Below are 24,243 nucleotides of genomic sequence, written 5' to 3'. Positions count from 1 at the left end.
TGTGGTGGAGAACGTCCGGACTAGGACGCGTAGGCAGCCAGGACGCCGGTGTTAGGCGCCCATTCCGTGGTGCGGATGCCGGCGACAACTCCGGCTTCGGCGAACGGATCCTGCTTGAGGAGGTCATTGAGTTCGGCTTCGTCCGCGGACTTGAAGATCAGCAGGGCGCCTGCACCGTCACCGTAAGGGCCACTGGCAAGCAGTTTGCCTTCCTCGGCCAGGTCGCCGAGCCAGGCACGGTGTGCGGGGCGGGCTTCATCGCGGAGGGCGTCGGATTCGGCGACGTATACATACTCAACAGCGAAAACAGTCATGGAGCTAGCCTATCCCGCCTACTCAGCCGAAAATGTTCACGGGCTTCACGATGTCCGCATAGATCAGGAGGGCGCCCATGGCCATCAGCAGCGCTGCGACCACATAAGTGGCTGGCAGCAGCTTGGCGATATCGAACGCGCCCGGGTCCGGTTTACCCAGGAGCTTGGCCACCCGGCGTCGGGCCCCTTCGTAGAGCGCGCCTGCTACATGGCCGCCGTCGAGGGGCAGGAGGGGGATGAGATTGAAGATCGCCAGGGCAAAGTTGAGCCCGGCGAGCAACCCGATCAGGGTGCCTATGCGGGCTTGCATGGGTACCTGTTCCATGGCCGCGACTTCACCGGCAACCCGGCCTACACCCACCACGCTGATGGGTCCGTTCGGGTCGCGGGGCTCTTCGCTGAAGGCCGCTTTCGCCACACCAACCACCCTGGCCGGCAGGTTGAAGATCACACCGGATATCTGCTTGATGTTCTCTCCGGCCATGGGCAGAACGGCCGACGCCGGTTGGGGAACCAGTTCGCTTTGGGCCCCGATCCCAAGGAATCCGACTTCCTGGTATTTCAGCACCCCGTTGGAGTCCTGCTCAGGCCGGCCGTCGGTACCGACCACAGGCCGCGAGGAGAGTACGGGCGTCACTGTGGTTTCGACCGTTGATCCGTTGCGCTCCACGGTGATGGGCACGTCTTTTCCGGCGGACGCACGGATCCAGCTGGTGAGTTCGTCCCAGCTGGTGACGGCTTTTCCGTCGAAGGAAGTGATGGTGTCGTTCGGCTGGAGGCCCGCAGCCGCTGCGGGAGTCAGCTTGCAATCGGCCGAGTCGGGGTCAACGGTCTCCCCTGCCGCAACCTGGCACTTGGAAACGTCCGCGATGGTGGTGGTCGCTGTGGCCATGCCGAAGCCCATGAGCAGGACAGCCAGCAAAATCAACCCGATCAGCATGTTCATGGCAGGACCGCCGAGCATGACGATGATCTTTTTCCACACAGGCAGCTTGTAGAAGACGCGGTTTTCGTCTCCGGGTCCAACTTCCTCGTGCGCCATGGAGCGCGCCTCAGTGGCGAGCGTCTGGAACATGCCTGTGCTGGAGGGGCGGACAGCGCCGTCTTCCTTGTTCGGCGGGTACATGCCGATCATGGACACGTAGCCGCCCAACGGAAGCGCTTTGAAGCCGTACTCGGTCTCGCCCTTTTTCTTGGACCACAAGGTGGGTCCGAAACCAATCATGTACTTGGTGACGCGCACTTTGAACAACTTGGCAGGCACCAGGTGGCCCACCTCGTGAAGCGCAATGGAAACAGCTACGCCGATCGCGACGAAGACGACTCCGAGAATGAAGAGAAGGACGGGACTCATGCCGGTGGGACTGCTTCCATAAGGGTTGTGAGCTACAGGGCGCTGCTGGCTAAACGATCAAGGGTACGGGCGCGTGCCCACTTCTCAGCATCCAGCACGGACTCCACTGTTAGCTCAGAAGAGCCTGAATGTTCGCTGAGGACGGATTCAACGGTATCCACAATGTCCGTGAAGCGGATGCGACCGGCATGGAAGGCCTCTACGGCTTCCTCGTTGGCCGCGTTGAACACCGCGGGGAACGTACTGCCCTGCTTGGCAGCGTCCTTAGCGAGGTCCACTGCTGGGAAAGCCACGGTATCCAGCGGTTCGAACGTCCAACTGGTGGCCTGGGTCCAATCGCATGCCTGGGCAGCGTGGGGAACACGGTCCGGCCAGCCCAGCCCGAGCGCAATCGGCAGCCGCATGTCAGGGGGCGATGCCTGGGCAATGATGGATCCGTCCACGAACTGGACCATGGAGTGGACCACCGACTGTGGGTGGACCACCACATCGATCCTGTCCAAGGGAACGTCGAACAGCAGGTGGGCCTCAATGACTTCAAGGCCCTTGTTGACCAGGCTGGCTGAGTTTGTGGTGACCATGAGGCCCATGTCCCAGGTGGGGTGGGCGAGCGCCTCCTGCGGTGTGACGTCGTGAAGTTGTTCCCGTGTGCGGCCGCGGAAAGGGCCGCCTGACGCGGTCAGGATCAGCTTTTCAACTTCCCTGTCCGTGCCCGAACGGAGGCATTGGGCGATGGCGGAGTGCTCGGAGTCGACGGGCACTATCTGGCCGGGGCCGGCAGCGGCTTTGACCAGGGCACCGCCGACAATCAGCGATTCCTTGTTTGCAAGTGCCAGGGTGGCCCCCGTGCCGAGCGCGGCCAGGGTTGGGGCCAGTCCGATGGACCCGGTGATGCCGTTGAGGACCACGTCACACTCAATGGCTGCAATGACCGACGAAGCGTCAGGACCAACAAAAATCTCCGGAGCAAAGTCCCGCACACCAGCAATGGCGGCCTGGGCGTCGATCAGTCGCCGAAGCTCTCCTGGATCTCCTTGGGCAATGCCCACGGCTTGCGCCCTGGTGTGGACGGCCTGCTGCGCAATGAGTTCAAGGTTTCCTCCGCCGGCGCTGAGGGCCACCACCTCGAAACGGTGTGGGGCAGCATCGACGACGTCAATCGCTTGTGTGCCGATGGAACCGGTGGACCCGAGGATGACGATCTTGCGCGGCTGCATTGCTTAAGTATCCCAGTCGCCACCGGGGGCCGCGAACGGAAGCGGGCATAAGTGGAAAACCGGTACCGCTTGACCACCGCGTTCCCCCGCGTACCGTGGAATCGTGGAATGGATGTCCTGGTTTGATGCGCGGGACTACGAGTTCGCCCGGCAGGTCTTGCAGCGCGGCACCGCCGCGCTCTTTGCAGTTGCGTTCCTCTCGACGTTGAACCAGTTCCCGGCACTCCTCGGCGAGCGCGGTCTGTTGCCTGTACCGGCTTTCCTGGACATGGCCCGCAAGCTGGCCAGGCCCACACTGTTCCAGTGGCGTTACTCCGACGCGCTGCTCAAGGCCGTGTGCTGGACGGGGATCAGCGTTTCCATCCTGCTGGTGGCCGGCCTCCCCCAAATGGGTCCTCCGTGGCTGCCTATGCTCGCTTTCCTCGCCCTCTGGTTCCTTTACATGTCGATCGTTAACGTCGGCCAAACGTTCTATGGGTTTGGTTGGGAGATTCTTCTCCTTGAGGCCGGATTCACGGTGGCATTCCTTGGCTCGGACCAGACTCCGCCGCCCACAACCATCCTCATTCTCATTCTGTGGTTGGTATTCCGGCTTGAATTCGGTGCTGGAATGATCAAGGTCCGGGGTGGCCGCGAGTGGCGCGACCTGACGGCGATGTTCTATCACCATGAAACCCAGCCAATGCCTGGCCCGCTCAGCAGGCAGGCGCACCTTTTGCCGCGTCCGCTGCACAAGGTAGAGGTGGTGGGCAACCACTTCGCGCAGTTGGTGGTGCCGTTCTTCCTGTTCGCGCCTCAACCGCTGGCGAGTATCGCCGCGGGCATCATCATCGTGACGCAGCTGTGGTTGGTGGGTACCGGGAACTTTGCCTGGCTGAACTGGGTGGCGATCATCCTGGCTTTCGCTGCCGTCAGTGATCCCGTGGCCCATGCGGTTTTTCCGTTCATCCCGCTGGAGTGGCACCAAGGTGCCGCTACCCCGGTGTGGTGGCTTGCCGTCGTCGTGCTTGTCACTGTTCTGTTGCTGGTGTTCAGCTACCGGCCGCTCCTCAACCTGTTCTCCAGCCATCAGTTAATGAACGCCAGTTTCAATCGGTGGCGCTTGGTGAACGCCTACGGGGCTTTTGGGACGGTGACCAAGCAACGGATCGAGATCGTAGTGGAGGGCACCTTGGCTGAGGAGCCGGACGCACCGGACGAGCACTGGCTTGAGTACGGCTTCAAGGGCAAGCCCGGCGACGTGCGGCGACTCCCCCGGCAATGGGCGCCGTACCACCTGCGCTTGGATTGGCTGATGTGGTTCCTGCCGCTGCGGACCGTCCACGAGGACTGGTTTCATATGTTCCTGCACAGATTATTGGAGTCCGACAAGCCCACGCTTGGACTGCTGCGCCATGACCCGTTCGACGGCGAACGCCCCCACTGGGTGAGGGCGCGTAGCTACCTCTACCATTTCGCCAGCCGCGCGGAGTTCCGCGAGACGGGCGAGCGTTGGGTTCGGGTGCTGCTCTATGACGCGATCCCGCCGCTCTCGCTTAGTCCTCGACGGCGGCGGCTGCCCTAGCGTTCGACGCCCGCGGTGGAGCGGTGGACTCGCGGACAACAAGGTGCGTAGCCAACTCCACTCGTCGCGAGTCGATTTCCTCGCCATTTTTCTGTCGGAGGATAAAGCTCAGGGCCGATCTTCCCATCTCTTGCAAGGGTTGGGACACTGACGTCAGCGGAGGCACTGATTCCTCGGCTTGGTGGGTGCCGTCAAAGCCGACCAGGCTCATTTCCTCGGGAATGCGCACGTTCTGACGCCGCGCTTCAGCGAGCACCCCCAGCGCGATGCTGTCGCTGCCGGCAAAGATCGCCGTGGGTGGATTGTCGAGCGCCAAGAGGGCCTTCATGGCTCGCACCCCGTTTTCCGGCTTGAAGGGACCATCGGAAACGTACTCGTGGTCCACGGCCACTCCCTCCGCCATCAGGGCAGCCATGTAACCGTGCAGGCGGGCTTGGCTGCACTCCGCAGTGGATGGACCGCCGATGTAGGCAATTCTTCGATGCCCCAACTCCAGCAGGTGTGTTGCCGCAGCCTTGCCGCCGGCCCAATTGCTGGCCCCAACACTGAAGACGTCAGCTGGTGGCGGATTGAGCGGATCCACCACCACGATGGGGATCTGGCGCCGCTTGAAGGCCTCCAACTGAGCGGCACCGAAAGCGGAGGTCACCACGATCATGCCGGCACGGCCTTCGTCGATCAGGCGCTGCGCCCGTTCCTCCGGCCCAAGTGGCGAGCCCGCCTGCCTTCCGGTGATGGAGAGGATAACCTCCATGTCCGAAACTGCCGCGTGCTCCATTACCCCGTTAAGGACTTCCACCCCGTAAGCGGAATTCAAGGAATCGAAGACGACTTCCACTGCACGATGTTCGGGGATGCTCTTGCGTTGCAGCGGCGATTTGTAGCCGGTGCGCTGCAAAGCGGCCAAAACCCTGGCCCGGGTGGCTTCTGCCACGTCCTCACGGCCATTGACCACCTTGGAAACAGTGGGCGCGGAGACACCTACCTCGGCTGCCACCGCTGCAAGGGTGAGCTTGGACGGGCGGAGATCTCGTTCCACAATGCTCCTGTTTTCGAAATATTTCGGACGTTTACAGTGTGCGGGATCGCAACGATATCCGTCAATTGAAGCTAACATTCGTCTAAATCCGGAGGCAGATAGCCCTTGACGGTGATGCGGGTCACGGCTAAATTTGGTGGGCACTTCCGAAAGGATGTTCGAAATATTTCGAAATATCATTGGATGCGGGTGGTCGCAGTCGATCCCCTCACCGCGGAGTGTGGCTTTTTACACGCACACCGGGCAATCAGCGTCGAGCCCGAAGGACGAATGGAAACTGCACATGAATAATCTCAAGTTGCGCACCGCCGGAATGGCCGTTTCTGCAGCCGCTATGTCGATCGCGCTCGTAGCCTGCGGGTCCTCTGGCCCGGCCGGAACAGGAGCCTCCGCGGACTCAGCAACCATGTGGGGACTCACCGGTGGTGACCAGCCCGTGTTCCAAGCATCCATTGACTCCTGGAACAAGTCACACCCGGACTCCGCCATCAAGCTCGACTTCTTCGCCAACGATGCCTACAAGACCAAGGTCCGCACCGCCGTCGGTGCCGGTCAAGGACCCACGCTGGTTTACGGATGGGGCGGAGGGGTCCTCAAGTCCTACGTCGATGCCGGCCAAGTGGACGACCTGACGGGATTCCTTAAAGAAAACCCGGACGTCCAGAGCCGCTACCTTCCCTCCATCCTCGAAAGCGGCGTGATCGACGGAAAGACTTATGCACTGCCCAACAACAAGGTGCAGCCCGTAGTGCTCTACTACAACAAGGAAGTCTTCGACAAGATCGGGGCTGTTGCGCCCAAGACCTGGGATGAGCTCATGGCGCTGGTGCCCAAGTTCAAGGAAGCCGGCGTGGCACCCTTCTCCCTGGGCGGCCAGTCCAAATGGCCGGACCTGATGTGGCTTGAATACCTTGTAGACCGTATCGGCGGCCCCGAAGTGTTCGCCAACATCGCCGCCAACAAACCGGAAGCGTGGTCCCACCCCGCCGTGATCGAGGCCCTGACCAAGATCCAGGAACTGGTAGACGCCGGCGGCTTCATCAACGGATTCTCCTCCATTGCCGCCGACAGCAACGCGGACCAGGCGCTGCTGTACACAGGCAAGGCCGCCATGATCCTGCAGGGCAGCTGGATCTACCAAGGCATGAAGAAGGACGCCGCCGACTTCGTCTCCAGCGGCAAGCTCGGATACGTCCCCTTCCCCACCGTTGAGGGCGGCAAGGGTGACCCTGCGAACGTTGTGGGTAACCCGTCCAACTTCTGGTCCGTATCCTCCAAGGCCACCGAGGACCAGAAGAAGACAGCGCTGGAATACGTCAAAGACGGAATGTTCACGGATGAGAACGTTCAAAGCCTGATCGACTCAGGAGCTGTCCCTGTGGTCACCGGCATCGAAGACAAGCTCGCCGCCTCCCCTGACAAGGACTTCCTGAGCTACGTCTATGGCCTGGCCAAGGACGCCCCGGACTTCACCCTGTCCTGGGACCAGGCGCTCAGCCCCGCGCAGGGAGACGCCATGCTGGCCAACCTCGACCAGATCTTCCTGAAGAAGATCACTCCGGAGCAGTTCGCTTCCACCATGAACGCGACGATCGGGAAGTAACACGGTGTCCGTAACTACCACCACTCCACAACGGTCAGTGGGCGCGGATCGCGCCACAGGCACCCGACGGACCCTGGAAAAGGGTCCGTCGGGGTGGCTGGCCGTACCGGCGCTCGCGTTCTTCATGCTCTTCGCCATCCTCCCGCTCCTGGGAGTCCTGTTCCTTAGCTTCACCCGCTGGGACGGGCTCGGCGAGATCAAGCTCGACGGCCTGTCCAGTTGGAACACCGTCCTGGCCGATCCCGTCACGGGCAACGCTTTGTTGGTGACGGCCAAGATCATGTTTTTCTCCTTCATTGTCCAAGCACCCATCAGTCTTTTGCTCGGCGTATTCACTGCGGCCAACCAGAAGTACCGCGCGGCACTGGCCGTCCTCTACTTCGTGCCCCTGCTGCTCTCCTCTGCCGCCGTGGCCATAGCCTTCAAAGCGCTGCTGGATCCCAACTTCGGACTCGGGCCCGGCCTGGGTCTTCCGTTCCTCGCCCAGGACTGGCTGGGCAACTCGGATCTGGTGCTGTTTGTGGTGGTGTTCGTCATCGCCTGGCAGTTCGTGCCGTTCCACACCCTGATTTACCAAGGCGGCGTACGGCAGATTCCTGCCTCGCTGTATGAGGCTGCGCAGATCGACGGCGCCGGCCGTGTCCAGCAGTTCTTCAACATCACCCTGCCGCAGTTGAAGTACACCATGATCACCTCCTCCACCCTCATGGTGGTGGGCTCCCTTGCCTACTTCGACCTGATCTTCGTGCTGACTGCCGGCGGACCGGGCTACTCCACCAGGCTCCTGCCCCTGCACATGTACCTCACGGGCTTCAAAGCGAACGACATGGGAGCGGCGAGCGCCCTGGGCGTCATCCTCGTTGTCATCGGCCTGGCCTTGGCACTGTTCCTTCAACGACTCGGCGGCAAGAACCGCAACGCCAGCCAACTGGAAGGTGCGTAATGGCTTCCACCACCCAACTCCCCACAGCACCGGCAACGCTCCCTGAACCGGTGACCACCCGCCGTCGTCCCCCGAAGCTTGGCCGTTCGCGGCCAAATATCCTGGGCGGCCTGGGCGGCTGGCTCTGGCTGGCGATCATCATCGTGCCTGTGTACTACGTAGTGATTACCAGCCTGAAGAACCAGGCAGGGTTCTTCACGTCAAACCCGATGCTGCCACCTTCAGAGCCAACCCTGGACAACTACAAGCTCGTCCTGGAAAACGACTTCGCCAAGTACTTCACCAACAGCCTCATCGTCACGGTTGGCAGTGTGGTTCCGGCACTGTTCGTCGCTTTCATGGCGGCCTACGCCATTGTTAGGGGCAAGGGAAAGTTCCTCAGCTGGACCAATAACGTTTTCCTCCTGGGCCTGGCCATTCCGCTGCACGCCACGATCATCCCGATCTATTGGATGATCACCAAGGCCCATATGTACGACACCTTGTTGGCGCTGATCCTGCCCTCCATTGCGTTCGCGATCCCCGTGTCCGTGCTGATCCTGTCCAACTTCATGCGGGATGTGCCCAATGAACTGTTTGAGTCGATGCGTTTGGACGGGTGCTCTGACTGGGCCATGATGTGGCGCCTCGCTTTGCCGATGACCAAACCTGCCGTCATCACGGTTGGCATCTACAACGCACTCCATGTGTGGAACGGCTTCCTGTTCCCGCTCATTCTTACGCAAAGCCCGGACACCCGGGTTCTGCCGCTTTCACTATGGACCTTCCAAGGTGAGTTCAGCGTCAACATCCCGGCGGTACTAGCCTCCGTCGTACTGGCTACGCTCCCGCTGCTGGTGATTTACGTAGTGGCACGGCGGCAGTTGCTCAGCGGCCTGACTGCAGGCTTCAGCAAGTAGAAAGGACTTCCAATGACAGACCCTCAATCCCTGCGTGTCGGCATGGTGGGCTATGCGTTCATGGGCGCCGCCCACTCCCATGCATGGAGGACCGCGCCCCGTTTCTTCGACCTCCCGCTCGCTCCTGAATTGACCGCCGTGGCGGGCCGGAACGAGGAAGGTGTACGGGCGGCGGCCAACAAGTACGGCTGGGCCTCCACCGAGACAGACTGGCGCCGCCTCATTGAGCGCGACGATATCGATCTGATTGACATCTGCACTCCGGGCAACACCCATGCGGAGATAGCCATCGCAGCGCTCGAAGCCGGCAAGCACGTCCTGTGCGAAAAGCCATTGGCCAACTCAGTGGAGGAAGCCGAAAAGATGACCCTGGTAGCCCAGGCAGCTGCCGAACGCGGGGTGTTCTCCATGTGCGGCTTCAGTTACCGACGCACGCCTGCCCTGGCATTGGCCAAGCGGATGGTGGATGACGGTCGCTTGGGCGAGATCCGCCATGTCCGCGCCCAGTACCTTCAGGACTGGCTCAGCGATGCGGATGCTCCGCTGACGTGGCGGCTGGACAAGGCCAAGTCCGGGTCCGGATCCCTGGGCGACATCGGCGCGCACAGCATCGACGCCGCGCAATGGATCACCGGACTCAACATCACCGGGGTCTCGGCGCTACTGGAGACGTTCGTGAAGGAGCGCCCGGTGGGCGGCGACTTTGTGGGCCTTGGTGGTCACGGTGGCGCGGGCGGTCCACGCGGTCCGGTGACCGTGGACGATGCGGCGCTGTTCACCGCCCGCTTTGAGCCAACGCACGACGACGGCGCTGACGCAGGCTTACTCCGCAGCGGCGTCTCCGGAACCATCGGAATTTTCGAAGCCACCCGTTTTGCTTTGGGACGCAAGAACGCCATGCGCCTGGAACTCAACGGCACCACGGGGTCCATTTCCTTCGACTTCGAGGACATGAACTCCCTGCAGTTCTACGATTCCTCCCTGGAACCCGACGCAGGCTTCCGGAAAATCATGGTCACCGAACCGTCCCACCCCTACACCGCCAACTGGTGGCCCACCGGTCACGGCCTCGGCTATGAGCACGGCTTCACGCATCAGGTGGTGGACCTCGTGACCGCCATCGGCGCAGGAGAGCAGCCCACGCCGTCGTTCGCCGACGCCTTACAGGTGCAAAAGGTGCTGGCCGCCGTCGAGGCCAGCGCCGATAACGCAAGCCGCTGGCAGAACGTCTGAAAGGAAGCAACATGACAAGCAACAACAAGACAGCGCTGGTGGTTCGCGGCGGTTGGGATGGACACCAACCGGTGGAAGCCACAGAGCTGTTCATTCCGTACCTGAAGGACAACGACTACGACGTCCGCGTGGAGGAATCCCCCAAGATCTACGCCGACCCCGAATATATGGCCACCGTGGACCTGATCGTGCAATGCATGACCATGACCACCATTGAGAAGGATGAGTTCGAGGGCCTGCGCGCTGCGGTCGAAGACGGCACCGGACTGGCCGGCTGGCACGGCGGGATCGCCGATTCCTACCGCAACAACTCCGACTACCTGCACCTGATCGGCGGCCAGTTCGCCTGCCACCCCGGCAAACACGCTGACGAGCGGATCGGCGAGCAGTCAGACAACTACGTCCCCTACACCGTCAACATGCTGCCCGCAGCCTCCGAGCACCCCATCACGCAGGGAATCGGTGACTTCGACCTCGTCACGGAACAGTACTGGGTCCTGTCCGACGACTACATCGACGTCCTGGCCACTACCACCCAGAAAGTCCGCGAGTGGGACCCGTGGAACCGCGAAGTCACCTCACCAGCCATCTGGACCCGTCAGTGGGGCAAAGGCAAGATCTTTGTCTGCACCCCAGGCCACCGCGTGGAAATTCTCCAGGACAGCAACGTCCGCACCATCATCGAAAGGGGCATGCTGTGGGCAAGCCGCTAAATGTAGGGGTCATCGGCTGCGGTGCCATCATCGCCCAGTACCTGGCCAACTTCCGCCGGCTGGATTCCATTAACCTGGTGGCGGTTGCGGACCTTGATCCTGCCCGGGCACAGGCCGTCGCGGACTCATACGAGGGCGTCCGGGCACTGACCGTGGACGACCTCCTGGCCGCGGACGACGTTGACCTCGTCCTGAACCTGACCATTCCCGCAGCGCATGCCGACATCGCGCTCAGGGCTATCGCGGCCGGCAAGTCCGTCTACGGTGAAAAGCCGTTGGCTGCCACCACGGCGGAGGCCCGGGAAGTACTCGACGCTGCGGCAGCGGCCGGCGTTGTGGTTGGTTGCGCACCAGACACTGTGCTGGGTACCGGCATCCAGACGGCCCGGAAGGCGATCGACGACGGACTGATCGGTGCGCCGATATCGGCAACCGCCACCATGGCAACGCCCGGGCACGAACGCTGGCACCCGAACCCGGATTTCTACTACCAACCGGGGGGTGGACCCTTGCTGGACATGGGTCCCTACTACGTCTCGGCCCTTGTCACTCTGCTTGGACCCGTGGTTTCCGTGGTGGGCGCTGCCAGTCACACCCGCAGCGAGCGCACCATTGAGTCGGGTCCCAGGGAAGGCCAGAAAGTCCCGGTGGATATCGACTCGCACGTCACCGGAGTCCTGGTGCATGCGTCCGGAGCTCTATCCACCCTGTTCATGAGCTTCGACGCCGTCAAAACGAAGAGCCCTAACATTGAGATCCACGGTGAAACTGGTTCGCTGATCGTTCCGGACCCCAACTATTTTGACGGCGATGTGCAGTTGTTCGCACTTGGCGCCGAGGATTGGGAGACGCTCCCCGTCTCTGCCGGCTACGTGGATTCAGGGCGAGGCTTTGGAATCGCCGACCTCGCAACGACGCCGGCCGAACAGGAACCCCGCGCCGGCGGCCAACTCGCTTTCCATGCCTTGGAGGTCATGGAATCGGTGCTGGAATCGGCCAAGAGCGGGCAGTCGGTCGCGATCAAGAGCACGGCCTCCCGACCCGCCGTTGTTGAACTGACGGAACTGGTGGGGCTTACGGCAGCTACCGAACTCTCGACGCCGGCGCGCGCCTAGCGCTCTGGCCGCCCGCCGAGATGCCAGTTAACACCCATGTTTCCGCCGAACATGGGTGTTAACTGGCAACTCGCGGGTGCCCGGCCCGGCGAAGAGTCGCTTCGGCATGCTTGAGAATGGGTCCGTCGATCATCTTGCCCTTGAACTGGAACACTCCCGTGCCCGCAGATGCTGCCGCTTCCAGGAGCTCGGTGGCCTGGGCTATGACCTCGGGAGTGGGAGCGTAAGCCTCACGGACCACTGCTACCTGGTTCGGATGGATGCAGGCCTTCGCGCCGAAACCACTGGAAATGGCGTCCCGCGACTCAGCCAACAGGCCTTCGAGATCCGGGATGTTCACATACACCGAGTCGACGGCTTCCTTGCCCGCGGCTTTGGCGGCGAGCAGTACAGCGGACCGGGCGTGCAGGGCAACAGCCCGGTAGCCGCCGTCGTCGTTCCTGCTGGAGAGGCCACCCAGTGACGCCAACAAATCCTCGGCACCCCACATCAGCCCCACCACGTTCGGTTCGGCCGCGATAGCGGAGGCGTTAACGATACCCGCCGCAGTCTCGCACAGCGCGATGACCTGATAGCCCTCCAAAGACCTGAGCTGCTCCGCAGTCTCCGCCTTGGCCAGCATCACCGTGCGGTAGGGCGTTCTTGCCAGAGCCTCAAGGTCGAGGTCGAACTCGGGCGTCCCCACCGGATTGACGCGCACAATGATGCGGCTTGGATTCAGGCCACCCGTACCCGCCTGTTTCAGAATCGCTTCGCGGGCCCCCGGTTTGTCCGCAGGAGCCACGGCATCTTCCAGGTCCAGGATGACGGCATCGGATCGATCAGCGGCCTTGCCGAAACGCTCCGGACGGTCCGCAGGGCAGAACAAGAGGGCCGGGCCCATGGTGAACGGAGTCGCGTTGGAAGAAAGCATGGAGGTCCTTGCTGCTGGTGTCCTACAGAGTTTGGAAATGGCGGGCTAGGACTGCGCGGCGTGCGCTTCCTTGGTCCACATCAGGCAGGTCCGGGTTGCCAAAGCCACCACTGCACCGTCCTGATTGCGGCCGGTGTGCTGCATGGTCACCACGCCCTGACCCGGGCGGGACGACGACAACCTTTTTCCCGTGATCACCGTTTCCGTGTACAGCGTATCGCCGTGATACAGCGGGTGAGGGAAGGTGACATCCGTCAAGCCCAGCTGCGCGATGATTGTCCCCTGCGTCAGCTGGGTCACGGACTGTCCCACCATGGTGGACAGGGTGAACATGGAGTTCATCAGGCGCTGCCCGAACGGCTGCCCGGAACTCCAGGCAGCGTCCAAGTGCAGCGCCTGCGTGTTCATGGTCATGGTGGTGAAAAGGACATTGTCAGTCTCGGTGACAGTGCGGCCTGGTTTGTGGGCGTAAATCACGCCCTCTTCAAGTTCATCGAAGTACAACCCGCGTTGCTCAACCACCCGCGTCATACTGTGAGCTCCTGGTCTTCCTCGAACAGCTCGGCGCCGGTAGCAGCCAGGACGTCCTCAAGGGTGACGTTGGGTGCCAACTCACGGAGGACAAGGCGCGGGTCACCTTCGTCCTTCACGACGTCGATAACAGCCAAATCCGTGATGATCCGGTCCACGCAGCCTTTACCTGTGAGGGGGAGCGTGCAGTCCTGGACGATTTTCGGCTGGCCGCTGCGGTCTACATGTTCCATCATGACAATGACTTTCTTGGCGCCGAACACCAGGTCCATCGCACCGCCCATGCCCTTGACCATCTTGCCGGGAATCATCCAGTTGGCAAGGTCTCCGTTCGCGGCCACCTCCATGGCGCCCAGGACGGCAACGTCCACGTGCCCGCCGCGGATCATGCCGAAGGACGACGCCGAGTCGAAGAACGCCGCCCCCGCATTCGTGGTGACCGTTTCCTTGCCCGCGTTGATGAGGTCCGGATCCACCCTGTCCTCAGCGGGGTAGGGACCAACGCCAAGGATCCCGTTCTCGGAGTGGAGAATGACCTCCACACCATCGGGAATGTAGTTGGGGATCAGCGTGGGCATCCCGATTCCCAGGTTCACGTATTGCCCGTTGGTGAGTTCCCTGGCAACGCGGGCGGCCAGTTCATTGCGGGTCCAGCCTTTGGCCTCGTGATGTTCGACGTCGGCGCGACGGTACTCGTGCCGGACGGCTTCCGGGCGGGGCGGGATGTCGTGGTAGGTATTGTCGGTCATCGATCCGCTCCTACCGTCAGCGCTACAGTCCGCTTTTCTATCCGCTTCTCGTTCGACGTTGCCACCACTACCCTTTGGACGAAGATCCCCGGGGTGTGGATGTGCTCCGGGTCAAGCTCGCCAGGTTCCACCAACTCCTCTACTTCGGCAATGGTGGTCCTGGCCGCCATGGCACAGAGGGGGTTGAAGTTCATCGCTGTCGCGTGGAAGACCAGGTTGCCGTGCCGGTCTCCCTTCCAGGCGTGGACAAGGCCGAAGTCCGGGGTCAGGGACTCTTCCAGCACATAGTCCGCGTCGTTGAAGGTGCGCACCTCCTTCGGTGAAGAGGCCAGCGCGACATTCCCGTCGGCGTCGTACTTTTGCGGGAGGCCGCCCTCGGACACCTGGGTTCCCACACCTGCTTTGGTGTAAAAGGCCGGAATGCCGGCACCACCGGCGCGAAGCTTCTCAGCCAAAGTGCCCTGTGGAGTAAGGACTACTTCCAGCTCCCCCGCCAGATACTGCCGGGCAAATTCCTTGTTCTCGCCCACGTAGGAGCTGATGGTTCGACGGATACGTCCGTCCTTGAGGAGAATGCCAAGGCCCCAGTCGTCCACGCCGCAGTTGTTGCTGACCGTTTCAAGATCCGTAGTGCCCTGCTGGTGGACTGCATCGATCAGGGAAACGGGGATACCGCATAAACCGAAACCTCCGACGGCCAGCGAGGCACCGTCCGGGATGTCCTTCACCGCTTCCGCGGCGCTGGCAACAACCTTGTCAATCATCCTTGATCCTTCCCGTACGGTTACAGACCCAGCTCGCGGGCGATGAGCATCAATTGAACCTCGGTGGTGCCCTCCCCGATTTCAAGGATCTTGGAGTCGCGGTAATGCCGTGCCACCGTGAATTCGTTGATGAAGCCATAGCCGCCGAACACCTGGGTGGCGTCCCGCGCGTTGTCCATGGCTGCCTCGCCTGCGACCATCTTAGCGATGGCCGCTTCGGTCTTGAACGGCTTGCCTGCCAGCATCCTGGAGGCGGCGTCGTAATAGGCAAGGCGGGCAGTGTGGGCCCTTGCCTGCATCCGGGCGATCTTGAACTGGATGGCCTGGTACTTGCCGATGTTCTGCCCGAACGCGCTGCGTTCCTTCGCGTACTTCACGGACAAGTCCACGCAACCCTGGGCTGCGCCGGTGGCCAGTGCGGCGATGGCTATGCGGCCCTCATCAAGGATGGAAAGGAAGTTGGCATAACCCCGGCCGCGCTCGCCCAGGAGGTTCGCTTCAGGAACCCGGACATTGTCCAGGGTGAGCGGGTGAGTGTCGGAAGCGTTCCATCCCACCTTGTTGTACGGCTTTTCCGCCCTGAAACCGGGCGTTTCAGTCGGTACCAGGATGGTGGAGATTTCCTTCTTGGTACTGCCGTCAGCGTTCTCTTTATGGCCCGTAACTGCCGTGACGGTGACCAGCGTGGTGATGTCCGTGCCGGAGTTGGTGATGAACTCTTTGTTGCCGTTGATGACCCATTCGCCGTTTTCCAGATGGGCGTTGGTCTTGGTGCCGCCGGCATCCGAACCGGCTTCGCGCTCGGTCAGGCCGAAGCCGGCCAAGGAACGTCCGGACGCCAGCTGGGGCAGCCACTCCTGCTTTTGTTCCTCCGTGCCGAAGCGGTACACCGGCATGGCACCGAGCGACACACCGGCTTCAAGGGTGATGGCCACAGACTGGTCAACGCGGCCCAGCTGCTCCAATGCCAGCGCCAGGGCAAAATAGTCTCCGCCCATCCCGCCGAACTCTTCCGGGAAGGGGAGGCCGAACAAGCCCATCTCCCCCATCTGCTTCACAACCTCGTAGGGGAAGCTGTGCTCTTCGTCGTGCTTGGCGGAAACCGGTGCCACAACTTCGTCGGCGAATTCGCGGACGGAGTCGCTAAGGTCCTGGTATTCCTCATTGAGTTCAAACGTGCTCATCGCTGGACTTCCTCGTCTGTGCTGGTCTTGTCTACGTGAATGGTGGCGAGCACCTGGTCCGCTTTGACCAGGTCGCCGGGTTTGCTGGTGAGGTGGACGGTCCCCGCAACGGACGCCACCAGTTGGTGCTCCATCTTCATGGCCTCCACGGCAAGGAGCGCCTGGCCTTCCTCAACCAAGTCGCCGTCGACCACGGACACGGAAACCACCGTCCCGGGCATCGGCGAGCGCACCTCCGGGTCCGCCGCCCCGTCTTCACGCTCGATGCCGGCGAGCATCCGCCGCAGCCGCTCTGCACGATTCAGTACCTCGAGCCTGCAGGACCAGCCATCGTTGCCGACGTAAATTTCCTGGGCATCACCCTGGGTGACGCCCACCGCGAAGGTGACCAGGTCGCCGTCGAGCTCTAACGCGATGCTGGTAGCGGTCCGGTCCACCGCTTTGATGCTGGAGGGATTCCCGCCGTCGATGCTTGCCGTGACGGTACTGCCCTCTTCGGTGATGGACACCGCAACGACTCCACCGCCCGGAACACCAAAGGTGACTGTCCACGCGCCGCGGCCGCCGACGCGCCAGGAGTCGGCACTCTTCCACGCGTCACCAGCCAGCACCGCACCGGTCCGTTCCAGCCACAGGGTGAGCGCTGCGGCGATCAGTTCAGCGGGACCAACGTGCCTGAATTCCAGGGACGGCAGCTTGCGCTCGATCAGTCCCGTATCGAGGTGCCCGGCGCGGACCTCGGGATCATTGGCCAACAAACGCAGATATTCAACGTTCGTGTCGACACCCAGCAGTGTGTAACGGCCGAGCGCAGCGTCCAGGGTATCCAGCGCCGCGGCCCTGTCCTCGCCCCATGCAATGACCTTGGCGAGCATGGGATCGTAGTCCCCTGTGATCTCCAGCCTGTCCCGCATGGCGGAATCAATCCGCACGTTCGCATGCGCCTGTCGGTGCCCGGACACGGTTGCATCCGCTGCGCCCTGCTCTGCGAGCGCCACGATGCGCCCCATCGACGGCATGAAATTCCGCTCGGGCACCTCGGCGTAAACGCGCGCCTCAACGGCATGGCCGTTAAGTACGACGTCGGACTGCGCAACGGTGAGCACCTCACCGGCGGCGATCCTCACCTGCCATTCGACGAGGTCGATGCCCGTGACCATCTCCGTGACAGGATGCTCCACCTGCAGCCGGGTGTTCATCTCCATGAAGAAGAACTCGTCGGGGTGGTCGTCGGAGACCAGGAATTCGACGGTTCCCGCGCCGCTGTAGTTGACCGAACGTGCCGCGTTGCAGGCGGCCTCGCCGATGCGGGCCCGCTCCCCGGCGCCGTCGGGCAGTGATTCGAAGAGGGCGGACGGGGCTTCTTCGATGACCTTCTGGTGGCGCCGTTGGAGTGAGCACTCGCGCTCGCCGAGGTGGATGACGTTGCCGTGGTTGTCGGCCAGGACCTGGACCTCGATGTGCCGGGGCGCGCGAATGAGCCGCTCAAGGAAGAGAGTGTCGTCGCCGAAGGCGGACGCTGCCACGCGTCTTGCCGTGACGAGCGTGGAGGCCATGTCCTCGGGCCGTTCCACGATGTGCATGCCTTTGCCGCCTCCACCAGCGGACGGCTTGATCAGCAAGGGGAAACCGACCCCCGGCGCCGCCTCGATCAACTCCTGATCGGTGAGTCCTGGTTGTGCGATGCCCGGTACGCAGGGAACGTCGTAGGCCATCACGTGGTTCTTGGACCGGATCTTGTCGCCCATGACTTCAATGGCACCAACTCCCGGCCCGATGAACGTGATGCCGGCGGCGTCCAGCGCCTTGGCGAACTCCACGTTCTCGGACAAGAAGCCGTATCCCGGGTGGACTGCCTCCGCCCCGCTTCGACGGCACGCGTCGATGACGGCATCGATCTTCAAGTAGCTTTCCGAGGGCGCCGTGCCACCGATGGCGACGGCGGTATCGGCGAGGGCTACGTGCTTGGCATCTTTGTCCGCGTCCGAGTACACGGCCACGGAGCGGATGCCCATCTCCTTCAGGGTCCTGATGACGCGGCAGGCGATCTCCCCGCGATTGGCAACAAGGACGGCGCTGAAGGTACGGGCTTGGACGGCCGCGCTGGGTGGGGCTGTGGTTGTTGTTGGGAGGCTCATGGTCACATCCTGAAGAGACCGAAGGAGGTCTCGGGCAGTTGTTGGCGTGAGACGACGTCCAAGGCCATTCCCAGGACGCGCCGTGTGTCAGCAGGATCGATAATGCCGTCGTCCCACAGTCTTGCGGTGGAGTAATAGGGGCTTCCTTGGTCCTCATACTGTTGCTTGATGGGAGCTTTGAAGACTTCTTCGTCCTCCGCGGACCATTCCTGGCCCGCCGCCTCATATTGATCCCTCTTGACGGTGGCCAGGACGCTGGAGGCCTGGTTTCCACCCATCACCGAGATGCGGGCCGCGGGCCACATCCACAGGAACCGCGGCGAGTAAGCCCGGCCGCACATGGAGTAGTTGCCAGCGCCGAAGGAACCACCGATGACCACCGTCAGCTTGGGCACACGGGCAGTAGCCACTGCTGTGACCATTTTGGCACCGTTCTTGGCGATGCCGCCTTGCTCGTAGTCCTTGCCCACCATGAAGCCGGAGAGGTTCTGCAGGAAGATCAGCGGTATGCCGCGCTGATCGCAGAGTTCAATGAAGTGTGCGCCCTTCAGGGACGATTCGCTGAAGAGCACGCCGTTGTTGGCCACTATACCCACGGGATGGCCGTGCAGGTGCGCGAATCCGGTCACCAGGGTGGTGCCGTAGTTCTTCTTGAACTCGTGGAATTCGGATCCATCAACCAGCCTTGCGATGACTTCCCTGACGTCGTATTGGGCGTTGACGTCCGTGGGAACCACACCGTAGATCCCTGAAGGATCGACGACGGGCGGCAGGACGACGTCGGACACGTCCCAGGCCGGCTGCGCCGGCTTCGGCAACGTCGCCACGATGTCCCGAACGATCTCCAAGGCATGTTGGTCATTCTCGGCCAGGTGGTCCGTGACCCCGGAAATCCTTGAATGGACGTCGCCGCCGCCCAGTTCCTCTGCTGTGACGATCTCACCAATCGCTGCCTTTACCAGGGGCGGACCGCCCAGGAAGATGGTGCCCTGGTTCCGGACTATGACGGTCTCATCACTCATGGCGGGTACGTAGGCACCGCCGGCCGTGCACGACCCCATGACGGAGGCGATCTGCGGGATCTTGGCGGCGGACATTTTGGCTTGGTTATAGAAGATCCGGCCAAAGTGGTCCTTGTCCGGGAAGACTTCGTCCTGCTTGGGCAGGAAAGCTCCCCCGGAATCCACGAGGTAGATGCACGGAAGCTTGTTTTCCAAGGCGATCTCCTGGGCCCGGAGGTGTTTCTTCACGGTCATGGGATAGTAAGTGCCGCCCTTGACCGTGGCGTCATTGGAGATCACCAGAACGTGGCGGCCATGGACCAGACCAATGCCTGCAATAACCCCGGCGCCCGGGGAATCGTCGTTGTACATGCCATTCGCAGCCAAGGGTGCGATCTCAAGGAACGGGCTGCCGTCATCGAGCAAGTAGTCAATGCGTTCCCGCGGCAGCAGTTTCCCGCGGGCGATGTGCCGCTCCCGGGACTTGGCAGGGCCGCCAAGGGCCGCCGTCGCCAGGCGCTCCCTCAGTTCCTCCACCAAGGCCAGTTGCGCTTGCTGGTTGGTCTCAAAGGTGCCACTGGCGGCTCCCGTCAGACTGGCAATTGTCTCCATTGACCCCTGTTCCATTCCCGGCCGGAGGCCATTTCGGTTAGTGCCACGTAACTGAAATTTAGGTTAGTCTTTATTAACTGTGATGTCCAGCACAGGCGGTCCGGCAAGCGCTGGGCCGGACTGGCGCAAGGAGGAAGATGTGACCGCAGGTCAGGAAGCAAGCATCAACGGCACCCGCGCCGCCGCCACGCAACGCGGCCAGGCGAAGGAGCTCCGCAGATTGGCCTTGTTGTCCGCTGCCGCCGGACTCTTCGCGGAGAACGGTTTCACCCGCGTGTCGCTCGAGGACCTCGGAGCAGCAGCAGGCGTCAGTGGCCCCGCCGTTTACCGGCATTTTCCCGGCAAGCAAGCGGTCCTCGGAGAGTTACTACTCAGCGTCAGCCGTGACTTGCTGGACGGTGGATTGCGGGTGGTGTCGGAGTCCGAAGATCCCCGGACCGCGCTGAAGGGACTCATCCAGTTCCAGGTCGATTTCGCCCTCAGCAATCCTGACGTCATCCGTGTCCAGGACCGGGACTTCGGAAGTCTCAGCGACGCCGACCAGGCAGAAGTCAGATCCCTCCAGCGCAGTTACGTCGAAACGTGGGTAGACGTCTTGGCCCGCATTCACACGGACGCAGACGTCCCCGGCCTCCGTGTCCGTGCACACGCAGCGTTTGGTTTGATCAACTCCACACCCCACTCGGTGCGCCACCACGGCAGGAAGATCGCAGTGAAGTCCGCCAGACCCATCCTGGAGCAGATGGCCTTGGCGGCTCTCACTTCAGCGTGATCGCCACGCCTCGTTGGCGGACTCGCACACGGTGCGGGGCGCCCTGTTCACTCGAGTGATCCCTTGATGAGCGCGACGAGATCATCACCATGCGTCAGTTGCGGATGGTGCCCGGCACCCGGCACCGAGATCAGCTGAACATTCGGAAGTGACTTGAGCTGCTCAACCGCACCTGGGGCCAGGGGGTCATCGCCTCCCGTGACGATGCGGACCGTGCCGGTGAATCGCCCCAGCGCTTCCCGGAGCCCGGTACGCCACGGCTTCGATCCCGCAAGGGCCAGGTGCTCGGATACCCTCTTGGCGCTGCTTCGCTTGAGGTCACTGAGACTGGACTCCAGAGCAACAGCGCTCCCTCCTGACCCGGTCAGTTGGTGTGACAGCCGCGCCGGGTTGACGTGTCGCAAGTAGGCGGACACGAGCGGCCGCAGTCTGGCCGGGCCACCCATCGGGACCTGGAGAAAGAACGGTGCTATCAGTGTGAGGGACTTGACCTGCCCCGGGAGCCGGTCAGCCGCGACTACCGCCGCAGCCGCACCGATCGAGTGGCCAATGAGGTCAGCAGGTTCCCCACCCAACACAGCAGGCAGCCACTTTTCCCAGTCCTGAACGCCTGTTCCACCACTGAGGCCGAGTCCGGGCAGGTCTATAACCCGGGCGCCGATGCCCGACGCCACTTCGGCCCACGTATCTGCGTTGACCGGTAAGCCGGGAAAGACCACCCTGCTGGACCTGGCTACGCCGAGCTCAAATGTCCTTAGACCGCCAACGTCGGCGAATCGGCGACCGTCAGCCGTGACGGCGCCAAACCGATGCGCAGCCAGGTGGTCGGCCCACCGCTCCAGCGACACCAGCACATCCGGCATCGGGATCCCGTGCCTGGCGGCGAACTCGATGGCTGAATCTGTCGGATAGCGGTCAGCGGACATGAACGTCAGCGTCTCGGGATCTGCCTTGGTGATCCGCTGCGGGAGCCGCTTGATGACACCGATCGGCATTCTTACCCGCGGGACCTTGACACCGAGATGACGGCCAACGTGCGTGAGCAGATCTGCAAGCGGCGGGGTGGCGTCGTCGAGAATCCAATAGGCCTTGCCGTCAGCAACCGGATCGACCGCCGCTGCAGCCATGAAGGCCGCCAGATAGTCGACCGTGACGACCGGGAGGAACGTTTCTTGGTTTCCAGGCAGTGCGGCCATGGTGCCGTCCCAGATCTGTCCGATGGTGGTGGCCAGCCCGATGAGTTGATCGGACTCACCGGTCACGCTGTCCCCGATCACACTGGCCGGATTGACGATGGTCCAGGGGACTCCCCGCTCCAGCGCCCGGGCTTGAAAGATGGCGTCGGATTCCACCTTTGAGGCTTCATAGGCTCCAAGTTCCTCGTAGACCGCGGCGCGATGGTCCTCTGACCATGGAACGGTTGCGGGGTCCTGCCCGCCGACTCGGTAGCCCGAGACGTGGACGACACGCTGCAGATTGGGGAGTTCTCCGGCAAAGTCAATGAGCTTCTCGACGATGCCGACGTTCGCACTGCGTGCCTCCTGCGCGGTCATTCCGAACCGATACAACCCTGCGCAGTTATGGATCTCGGTGATGAACGGGAATGCCGAGGGACCGCCCTCGACGATCTCTGGAGCATCGAAGTCGACGATCGTCGTGCTGATGCTCCCCACCAAACCATGCTCCCTGGCCCATCCCTCGACCCGCGCTCCGGACTCTGGGGTACGAACTGCCGCCGTGACGTTAGCGCCAGCTTCAGCAAGGGACAGGACGAGGTGCCGGCCGACCATTCCCGAAGCCCCGAAGACCAGGGCGTGGCGGGATTCTTCGTGCGGTGTCATCGCGCCCCGCCAACGGTCTTGCATCGCTGGTTGATTAGCGCCGCCACGACGTCAGCGGCCGAAAACAGGGGTTGAGTGCTTTGCATGGCGCGAGAGACGATCACCGCCCCCTCGATCGTCGATACAACAACGGTTGCCAAGGAGCGGGCCTCCCCGGCGTCAAGACCACCGGCCTCGAGGAGCGCGGACGTCGGAGCTATCCACGACTCGAAGGCAGCGGCACACGCCTGCCTCAGCCGCTCGCTTTCCGCGCCCATCTCCAGGGTGACGACGGAGACCGGGCAACCAAGCCGGAAGTTGCTCTCACTGACGATGGCGGCTAAGACCTCAATCGCCGCGCGGGCAGCCTCAGCCGCACTCCCCGCGGACACTGCGGCCTCTGCAATCAGTGCTTCGAACTGCTTCGCGGCGAGCTCGACCGCTGCGACGCCCAGACCCTCCTTTCCATCGGGGAAGTGGAAGTAGACCGATCCCTTCGGTGCTCCGGCGTGTTCGATCACAGCATTCAGCCCCGTGCCGCTGTAGCCACTGGTCTGGATGAGCTGGAGCATGGACTCCGTGAGCCGTGCTTTTGTCAGGTTCCCTTTTATTGCCATAACCAAATAATAGACCGGTCTATATATTTTGCAAACTGACTGCCCTGCGCACAAGCCAGCAGTGGGTCGTTCCGTCGTACCTAGGACTCCCAGGGCCAGCCTGACAGGCTGTTTTCCGCCGCCGTGCCGCCTAGGCTGAAACTCGAACCCGTGTTGAATCTACAAAGCAACAGGCTGAGGTACCAGCCACTATCGAGGAGCGCCCCATGAGGATTGCAGTCACCGGCGGAAGCGGAAAACTGGGCAGGAGCGTGGTCCGACGTCTTACGCAGGACGGCCACGAGGTGCTTAACATGGACCGCGCAGGCACGCGCGGCCGGGGTTACGTCAACGTGGACCTCCGCAACTACGGACAGGTCCTGGATGTCGTCCTGGGCTTGGATGACCAACACGACGGCTTGGACGCGATAGTCCACTTGGCAGCCATTCCAGCGCCGGGGCTGGCCCCGGACGCTGCGATCTTTGAGAACAACATGGTGTCCACCTACAACGTGTTCCAAGCGGCACGGAGGGCGGGCATCAAGAAGGTGGTCTACGCCTCCAGCGAGACCGTGCTGGGACTCCCCTTCGACATCGAGCCTCCCTACATTCCCGTAGATGAGGAGTACGCGGCTCGACCGGAAAGCACCTACTCGCTGGTTAAGCACCTCGAGGAGCAGATGGCCATCCAACTGACGCGGTGGGATCCGGAACTGAGCATCACGGCACTGCGATTCTCCAATGTCATGGACCCCGAGGATTACGACGCTTTCCCTGCCTTCGACTCCGACGCAACGCTCCGGAAATGGAACCTCTGGGGCTACATCGATGCCCGGGACGGCGCCCTTGCCGTGGTGCGGTCCCTGGAGCATGGGGAACCGGGCTTCGAGACCTTCATCATTGCCGCCGCCGATACCGTGATGAGTCGAAGCAGCGCCGAATTGGCAGCCGAAGTCTTCCCCGGCGTCGAGGTCCTCAAGGAACTGGGTGAGCACGAAACCATGCTGTCCATCGACAAAGCCCGCAGGCTGTTGGGCTTTGAGCCTGAGCATAGCTGGCGCAACGTCCACTCCAACCGCACCACGCCAACCGAAGACTGACGCCGCCCACCGGCCGACGCGCGACGGCCCACCCCTTAGCTGCAGTTTCCTGCAAGCACTCGTAAAGGG

The 24,243-nt window shown here is 62.4% G+C and carries 22 protein-coding genes; 9 read left to right on the top strand and 13 right to left on the bottom strand.

Translation table 11 applies throughout. The annotated features are described in order from the left end of the window. Nucleotides 1-20: 20 nt before the first annotated feature. From ACNAOT_RS07870 to dxr, 3 genes are read right to left on the bottom strand one after another with little or no spacing between them, the layout of a single operon-like run. Nucleotides 21-314, bottom strand: a complete 294-nt coding sequence (locus tag ACNAOT_RS07870) for a YciI family protein (protein WP_054808403.1) — start codon at nt 312-314, stop codon at nt 21-23. A 22-nt stretch (nt 315-336) separates the two neighbouring features. Next, nucleotides 337-1,668 carry a M50 family metallopeptidase gene (locus tag ACNAOT_RS07865; RefSeq protein WP_420180650.1) on the bottom strand — a complete coding sequence of 444 codons (1,332 nt, stop codon included), beginning with the start codon at nt 1,666-1,668 and terminating at the stop codon, nt 337-339. A 32-nt stretch (nt 1,669-1,700) separates the two neighbouring features. Next, nucleotides 1,701-2,885: a 1-deoxy-D-xylulose-5-phosphate reductoisomerase gene (gene dxr, locus ACNAOT_RS07860; protein WP_420180649.1), complete on the bottom strand. Its 1,185-nt coding sequence runs from the start codon at nt 2,883-2,885 to the stop codon at nt 1,701-1,703. Nucleotides 2,886-2,988: 103 nt separating this feature from the next. On the opposite strand from dxr, the gene ACNAOT_RS07855 reads away from it, so the two are divergent. Then, nucleotides 2,989-4,449, top strand: a complete 1,461-nt coding sequence (locus ACNAOT_RS07855; RefSeq protein ID WP_420180648.1) for a lipase maturation factor family protein — start codon at nt 2,989-2,991, stop codon at nt 4,447-4,449. On the opposite strand, the gene ACNAOT_RS07850 is transcribed toward ACNAOT_RS07855, so the two are convergent. Continuing rightward, on the bottom strand, nt 4,421-5,488 hold the full coding sequence (locus ACNAOT_RS07850) for a LacI family DNA-binding transcriptional regulator (protein ID WP_178996370.1): 1,068 nt from the start codon (nt 5,486-5,488) through the stop codon (nt 4,421-4,423). The genes ACNAOT_RS07855 and ACNAOT_RS07850 overlap by 29 nt on opposite strands. A 283-nt stretch (nt 5,489-5,771) precedes the next feature. Here ACNAOT_RS07850 and ACNAOT_RS07845 point away from each other — a divergent pair, with 283 nt between their 5' ends. From ACNAOT_RS07845 to ACNAOT_RS07820, 6 genes are read left to right on the top strand one after another with little or no spacing between them, the layout of a single operon-like run. Then, nucleotides 5,772-7,091 (top strand): extracellular solute-binding protein, encoded by a 1,320-nt coding sequence (locus ACNAOT_RS07845; protein ID WP_178996372.1) that lies wholly within the window; start codon nt 5,772-5,774, stop codon nt 7,089-7,091. 4 nt (nt 7,092-7,095) lie between these two features. After that, nucleotides 7,096-8,034: a carbohydrate ABC transporter permease gene (locus ACNAOT_RS07840; protein WP_091466411.1), complete on the top strand. Its 939-nt coding sequence runs from the start codon at nt 7,096-7,098 to the stop codon at nt 8,032-8,034. Beyond that, nucleotides 8,034-8,933 carry a carbohydrate ABC transporter permease gene (locus ACNAOT_RS07835; protein ID WP_091466409.1) on the top strand — a complete coding sequence of 300 codons (900 nt, stop codon included), beginning with the start codon at nt 8,034-8,036 and terminating at the stop codon, nt 8,931-8,933. The genes ACNAOT_RS07840 and ACNAOT_RS07835 overlap by 1 nt, the downstream gene beginning before the upstream one ends. A 12-nt stretch (nt 8,934-8,945) precedes the next feature. Further along, entirely contained in the window at nt 8,946-10,166 is a 1,221-nt protein-coding gene (locus tag ACNAOT_RS07830; RefSeq protein WP_420180647.1) for a Gfo/Idh/MocA family protein, read from the top strand. An 11-nt stretch (nt 10,167-10,177) separates the two neighbouring features. Then, nucleotides 10,178-10,879 (top strand): ThuA domain-containing protein, encoded by a 702-nt coding sequence (locus tag ACNAOT_RS07825; protein ID WP_420180646.1) that lies wholly within the window; start codon nt 10,178-10,180, stop codon nt 10,877-10,879. Then, complete coding sequence (locus ACNAOT_RS07820; RefSeq protein ID WP_420180645.1) at nt 10,864-11,994, top strand: Gfo/Idh/MocA family protein; 1,131 nt, start codon at nt 10,864-10,866, stop codon at nt 11,992-11,994. Before ACNAOT_RS07825 ends, ACNAOT_RS07820 begins: the two co-directional genes overlap by 16 nt. 58 nt (nt 11,995-12,052) lie before the next feature. Here the strand turns inward: ACNAOT_RS07820 and ACNAOT_RS07815 are convergent, their stop codons facing one another. Genes ACNAOT_RS07815 through ACNAOT_RS07785 form a run of 7 tightly spaced genes read right to left on the bottom strand, consistent with a single transcriptional unit; the run spans nt 12,053 to nt 19,886 of the window. Continuing rightward, entirely contained in the window at nt 12,053-12,907 is an 855-nt protein-coding gene (locus ACNAOT_RS07815) for an HpcH/HpaI aldolase/citrate lyase family protein (protein ID WP_420180644.1), read from the bottom strand. 45 nt (nt 12,908-12,952) lie between these two features. Then, the gene (locus tag ACNAOT_RS07810; protein ID WP_091466399.1) at nt 12,953-13,438 is read right to left on the bottom strand and encodes a MaoC family dehydratase; all 486 of its coding nucleotides are present in this window, start codon (nt 13,436-13,438) and stop codon (nt 12,953-12,955) included. Continuing rightward, complete coding sequence (locus tag ACNAOT_RS07805; protein WP_420180643.1) at nt 13,435-14,187, bottom strand: CoA transferase subunit B; 753 nt, start codon at nt 14,185-14,187, stop codon at nt 13,435-13,437. The genes ACNAOT_RS07810 and ACNAOT_RS07805 overlap by 4 nt, the downstream gene beginning before the upstream one ends. After that, nucleotides 14,184-14,951 carry a CoA transferase subunit A gene (locus tag ACNAOT_RS07800; protein ID WP_420180642.1) on the bottom strand — a complete coding sequence of 256 codons (768 nt, stop codon included), beginning with the start codon at nt 14,949-14,951 and terminating at the stop codon, nt 14,184-14,186. The genes ACNAOT_RS07805 and ACNAOT_RS07800 overlap by 4 nt, the downstream gene beginning before the upstream one ends. A 20-nt stretch (nt 14,952-14,971) precedes the next feature. Next, on the bottom strand, nt 14,972-16,135 hold the full coding sequence (locus ACNAOT_RS07795; RefSeq protein WP_091466394.1) for an acyl-CoA dehydrogenase family protein: 1,164 nt from the start codon (nt 16,133-16,135) through the stop codon (nt 14,972-14,974). Continuing rightward, entirely contained in the window at nt 16,132-18,273 is a 2,142-nt protein-coding gene (locus ACNAOT_RS07790) for a biotin carboxylase N-terminal domain-containing protein (protein ID WP_420180641.1), read from the bottom strand. The genes ACNAOT_RS07795 and ACNAOT_RS07790 overlap by 4 nt, the downstream gene beginning before the upstream one ends. Before the next feature lie 2 nt (nt 18,274-18,275). Next, on the bottom strand, nt 18,276-19,886 hold the full coding sequence (locus ACNAOT_RS07785) for a carboxyl transferase domain-containing protein (RefSeq protein ID WP_420180640.1): 1,611 nt from the start codon (nt 19,884-19,886) through the stop codon (nt 18,276-18,278). A 139-nt stretch (nt 19,887-20,025) separates the two neighbouring features. On the opposite strand from ACNAOT_RS07785, the gene ACNAOT_RS07780 reads away from it, so the two are divergent. Continuing rightward, nucleotides 20,026-20,658, top strand: a complete 633-nt coding sequence (locus tag ACNAOT_RS07780) for a TetR/AcrR family transcriptional regulator (protein WP_091467621.1) — start codon at nt 20,026-20,028, stop codon at nt 20,656-20,658. A 47-nt stretch (nt 20,659-20,705) separates the two neighbouring features. On the opposite strand, the gene ACNAOT_RS07775 is transcribed toward ACNAOT_RS07780, so the two are convergent. Then, nucleotides 20,706-22,499, bottom strand: a complete 1,794-nt coding sequence (locus ACNAOT_RS07775) for an alpha/beta fold hydrolase (RefSeq protein ID WP_420180639.1) — start codon at nt 22,497-22,499, stop codon at nt 20,706-20,708. Further along, nucleotides 22,496-23,095, bottom strand: a complete 600-nt coding sequence (locus ACNAOT_RS07770; protein ID WP_420180638.1) for a TetR/AcrR family transcriptional regulator — start codon at nt 23,093-23,095, stop codon at nt 22,496-22,498. The genes ACNAOT_RS07775 and ACNAOT_RS07770 overlap by 4 nt, the downstream gene beginning before the upstream one ends. A 206-nt stretch (nt 23,096-23,301) precedes the next feature. On the opposite strand from ACNAOT_RS07770, the gene ACNAOT_RS07765 reads away from it, so the two are divergent. Next, nucleotides 23,302-24,174, top strand: coding sequence for an NAD-dependent epimerase/dehydratase family protein (locus tag ACNAOT_RS07765; protein ID WP_091466385.1), 873 nt, complete (start codon nt 23,302-23,304; stop codon nt 24,172-24,174). The last annotated feature ends 69 nt before the right edge of the window (nt 24,175-24,243 follow it).

It is taken from the genome of Paenarthrobacter sp. TA1.8 (genome assembly GCF_048595705.1).
GTDB lineage: Bacteria > Actinomycetota > Actinomycetes > Actinomycetales > Micrococcaceae > Arthrobacter > Arthrobacter nitroguajacolicus.
Note: the sequence above shows the minus strand (reverse complement) of the source record. Positions and strands in the feature narration are given on the sequence as shown.

What these genes read in the sequence shown, in the direction of transcription:
- ACNAOT_RS07870 (WP_054808403.1), bottom strand. Translation starts at nt 314, where the DNA reads ATGACTGTTTTCGCTGTTGAGTATGTATACGTCGCCGAATCCGACGCC.
- ACNAOT_RS07865 (WP_420180650.1), bottom strand. Translation starts at nt 1,668, where the DNA reads ATGAGTCCCGTCCTTCTCTTCATTCTCGGAGTCGTCTTCGTCGCGATC.
- dxr (WP_420180649.1), bottom strand. Translation starts at nt 2,885, where the DNA reads ATGCAGCCGCGCAAGATCGTCATCCTCGGGTCCACCGGTTCCATCGGC.
- ACNAOT_RS07845 (WP_178996372.1), top strand. Translation starts at nt 5,772, where the DNA reads ATGAATAATCTCAAGTTGCGCACCGCCGGAATGGCCGTTTCTGCAGCC.
- ACNAOT_RS07835 (WP_091466409.1), top strand. Translation starts at nt 8,034, where the DNA reads ATGGCTTCCACCACCCAACTCCCCACAGCACCGGCAACGCTCCCTGAA.
- ACNAOT_RS07830 (WP_420180647.1), top strand. Translation starts at nt 8,946, where the DNA reads ATGACAGACCCTCAATCCCTGCGTGTCGGCATGGTGGGCTATGCGTTC.
- ACNAOT_RS07825 (WP_420180646.1), top strand. Translation starts at nt 10,178, where the DNA reads ATGACAAGCAACAACAAGACAGCGCTGGTGGTTCGCGGCGGTTGGGAT.
- ACNAOT_RS07815 (WP_420180644.1), bottom strand. Translation starts at nt 12,907, where the DNA reads ATGCTTTCTTCCAACGCGACTCCGTTCACCATGGGCCCGGCCCTCTTG.
- ACNAOT_RS07810 (WP_091466399.1), bottom strand. Translation starts at nt 13,438, where the DNA reads ATGACGCGGGTGGTTGAGCAACGCGGGTTGTACTTCGATGAACTTGAA.
- ACNAOT_RS07805 (WP_420180643.1), bottom strand. Translation starts at nt 14,187, where the DNA reads ATGACCGACAATACCTACCACGACATCCCGCCCCGCCCGGAAGCCGTC.
- ACNAOT_RS07800 (WP_420180642.1), bottom strand. Translation starts at nt 14,951, where the DNA reads ATGATTGACAAGGTTGTTGCCAGCGCCGCGGAAGCGGTGAAGGACATC.
- ACNAOT_RS07795 (WP_091466394.1), bottom strand. Translation starts at nt 16,135, where the DNA reads ATGAGCACGTTTGAACTCAATGAGGAATACCAGGACCTTAGCGACTCC.
- ACNAOT_RS07790 (WP_420180641.1), bottom strand. Translation starts at nt 18,273, where the DNA reads ATGAGCCTCCCAACAACAACCACAGCCCCACCCAGCGCGGCCGTCCAA.
- ACNAOT_RS07785 (WP_420180640.1), bottom strand. Translation starts at nt 19,886, where the DNA reads ATGGAGACAATTGCCAGTCTGACGGGAGCCGCCAGTGGCACCTTTGAG.
- ACNAOT_RS07775 (WP_420180639.1), bottom strand. Translation starts at nt 22,499, where the DNA reads ATGACACCGCACGAAGAATCCCGCCACGCCCTGGTCTTCGGGGCTTCG.
- ACNAOT_RS07770 (WP_420180638.1), bottom strand. Translation starts at nt 23,095, where the DNA reads ATGGCAATAAAAGGGAACCTGACAAAAGCACGGCTCACGGAGTCCATG.
- ACNAOT_RS07765 (WP_091466385.1), top strand. Translation starts at nt 23,302, where the DNA reads ATGAGGATTGCAGTCACCGGCGGAAGCGGAAAACTGGGCAGGAGCGTG.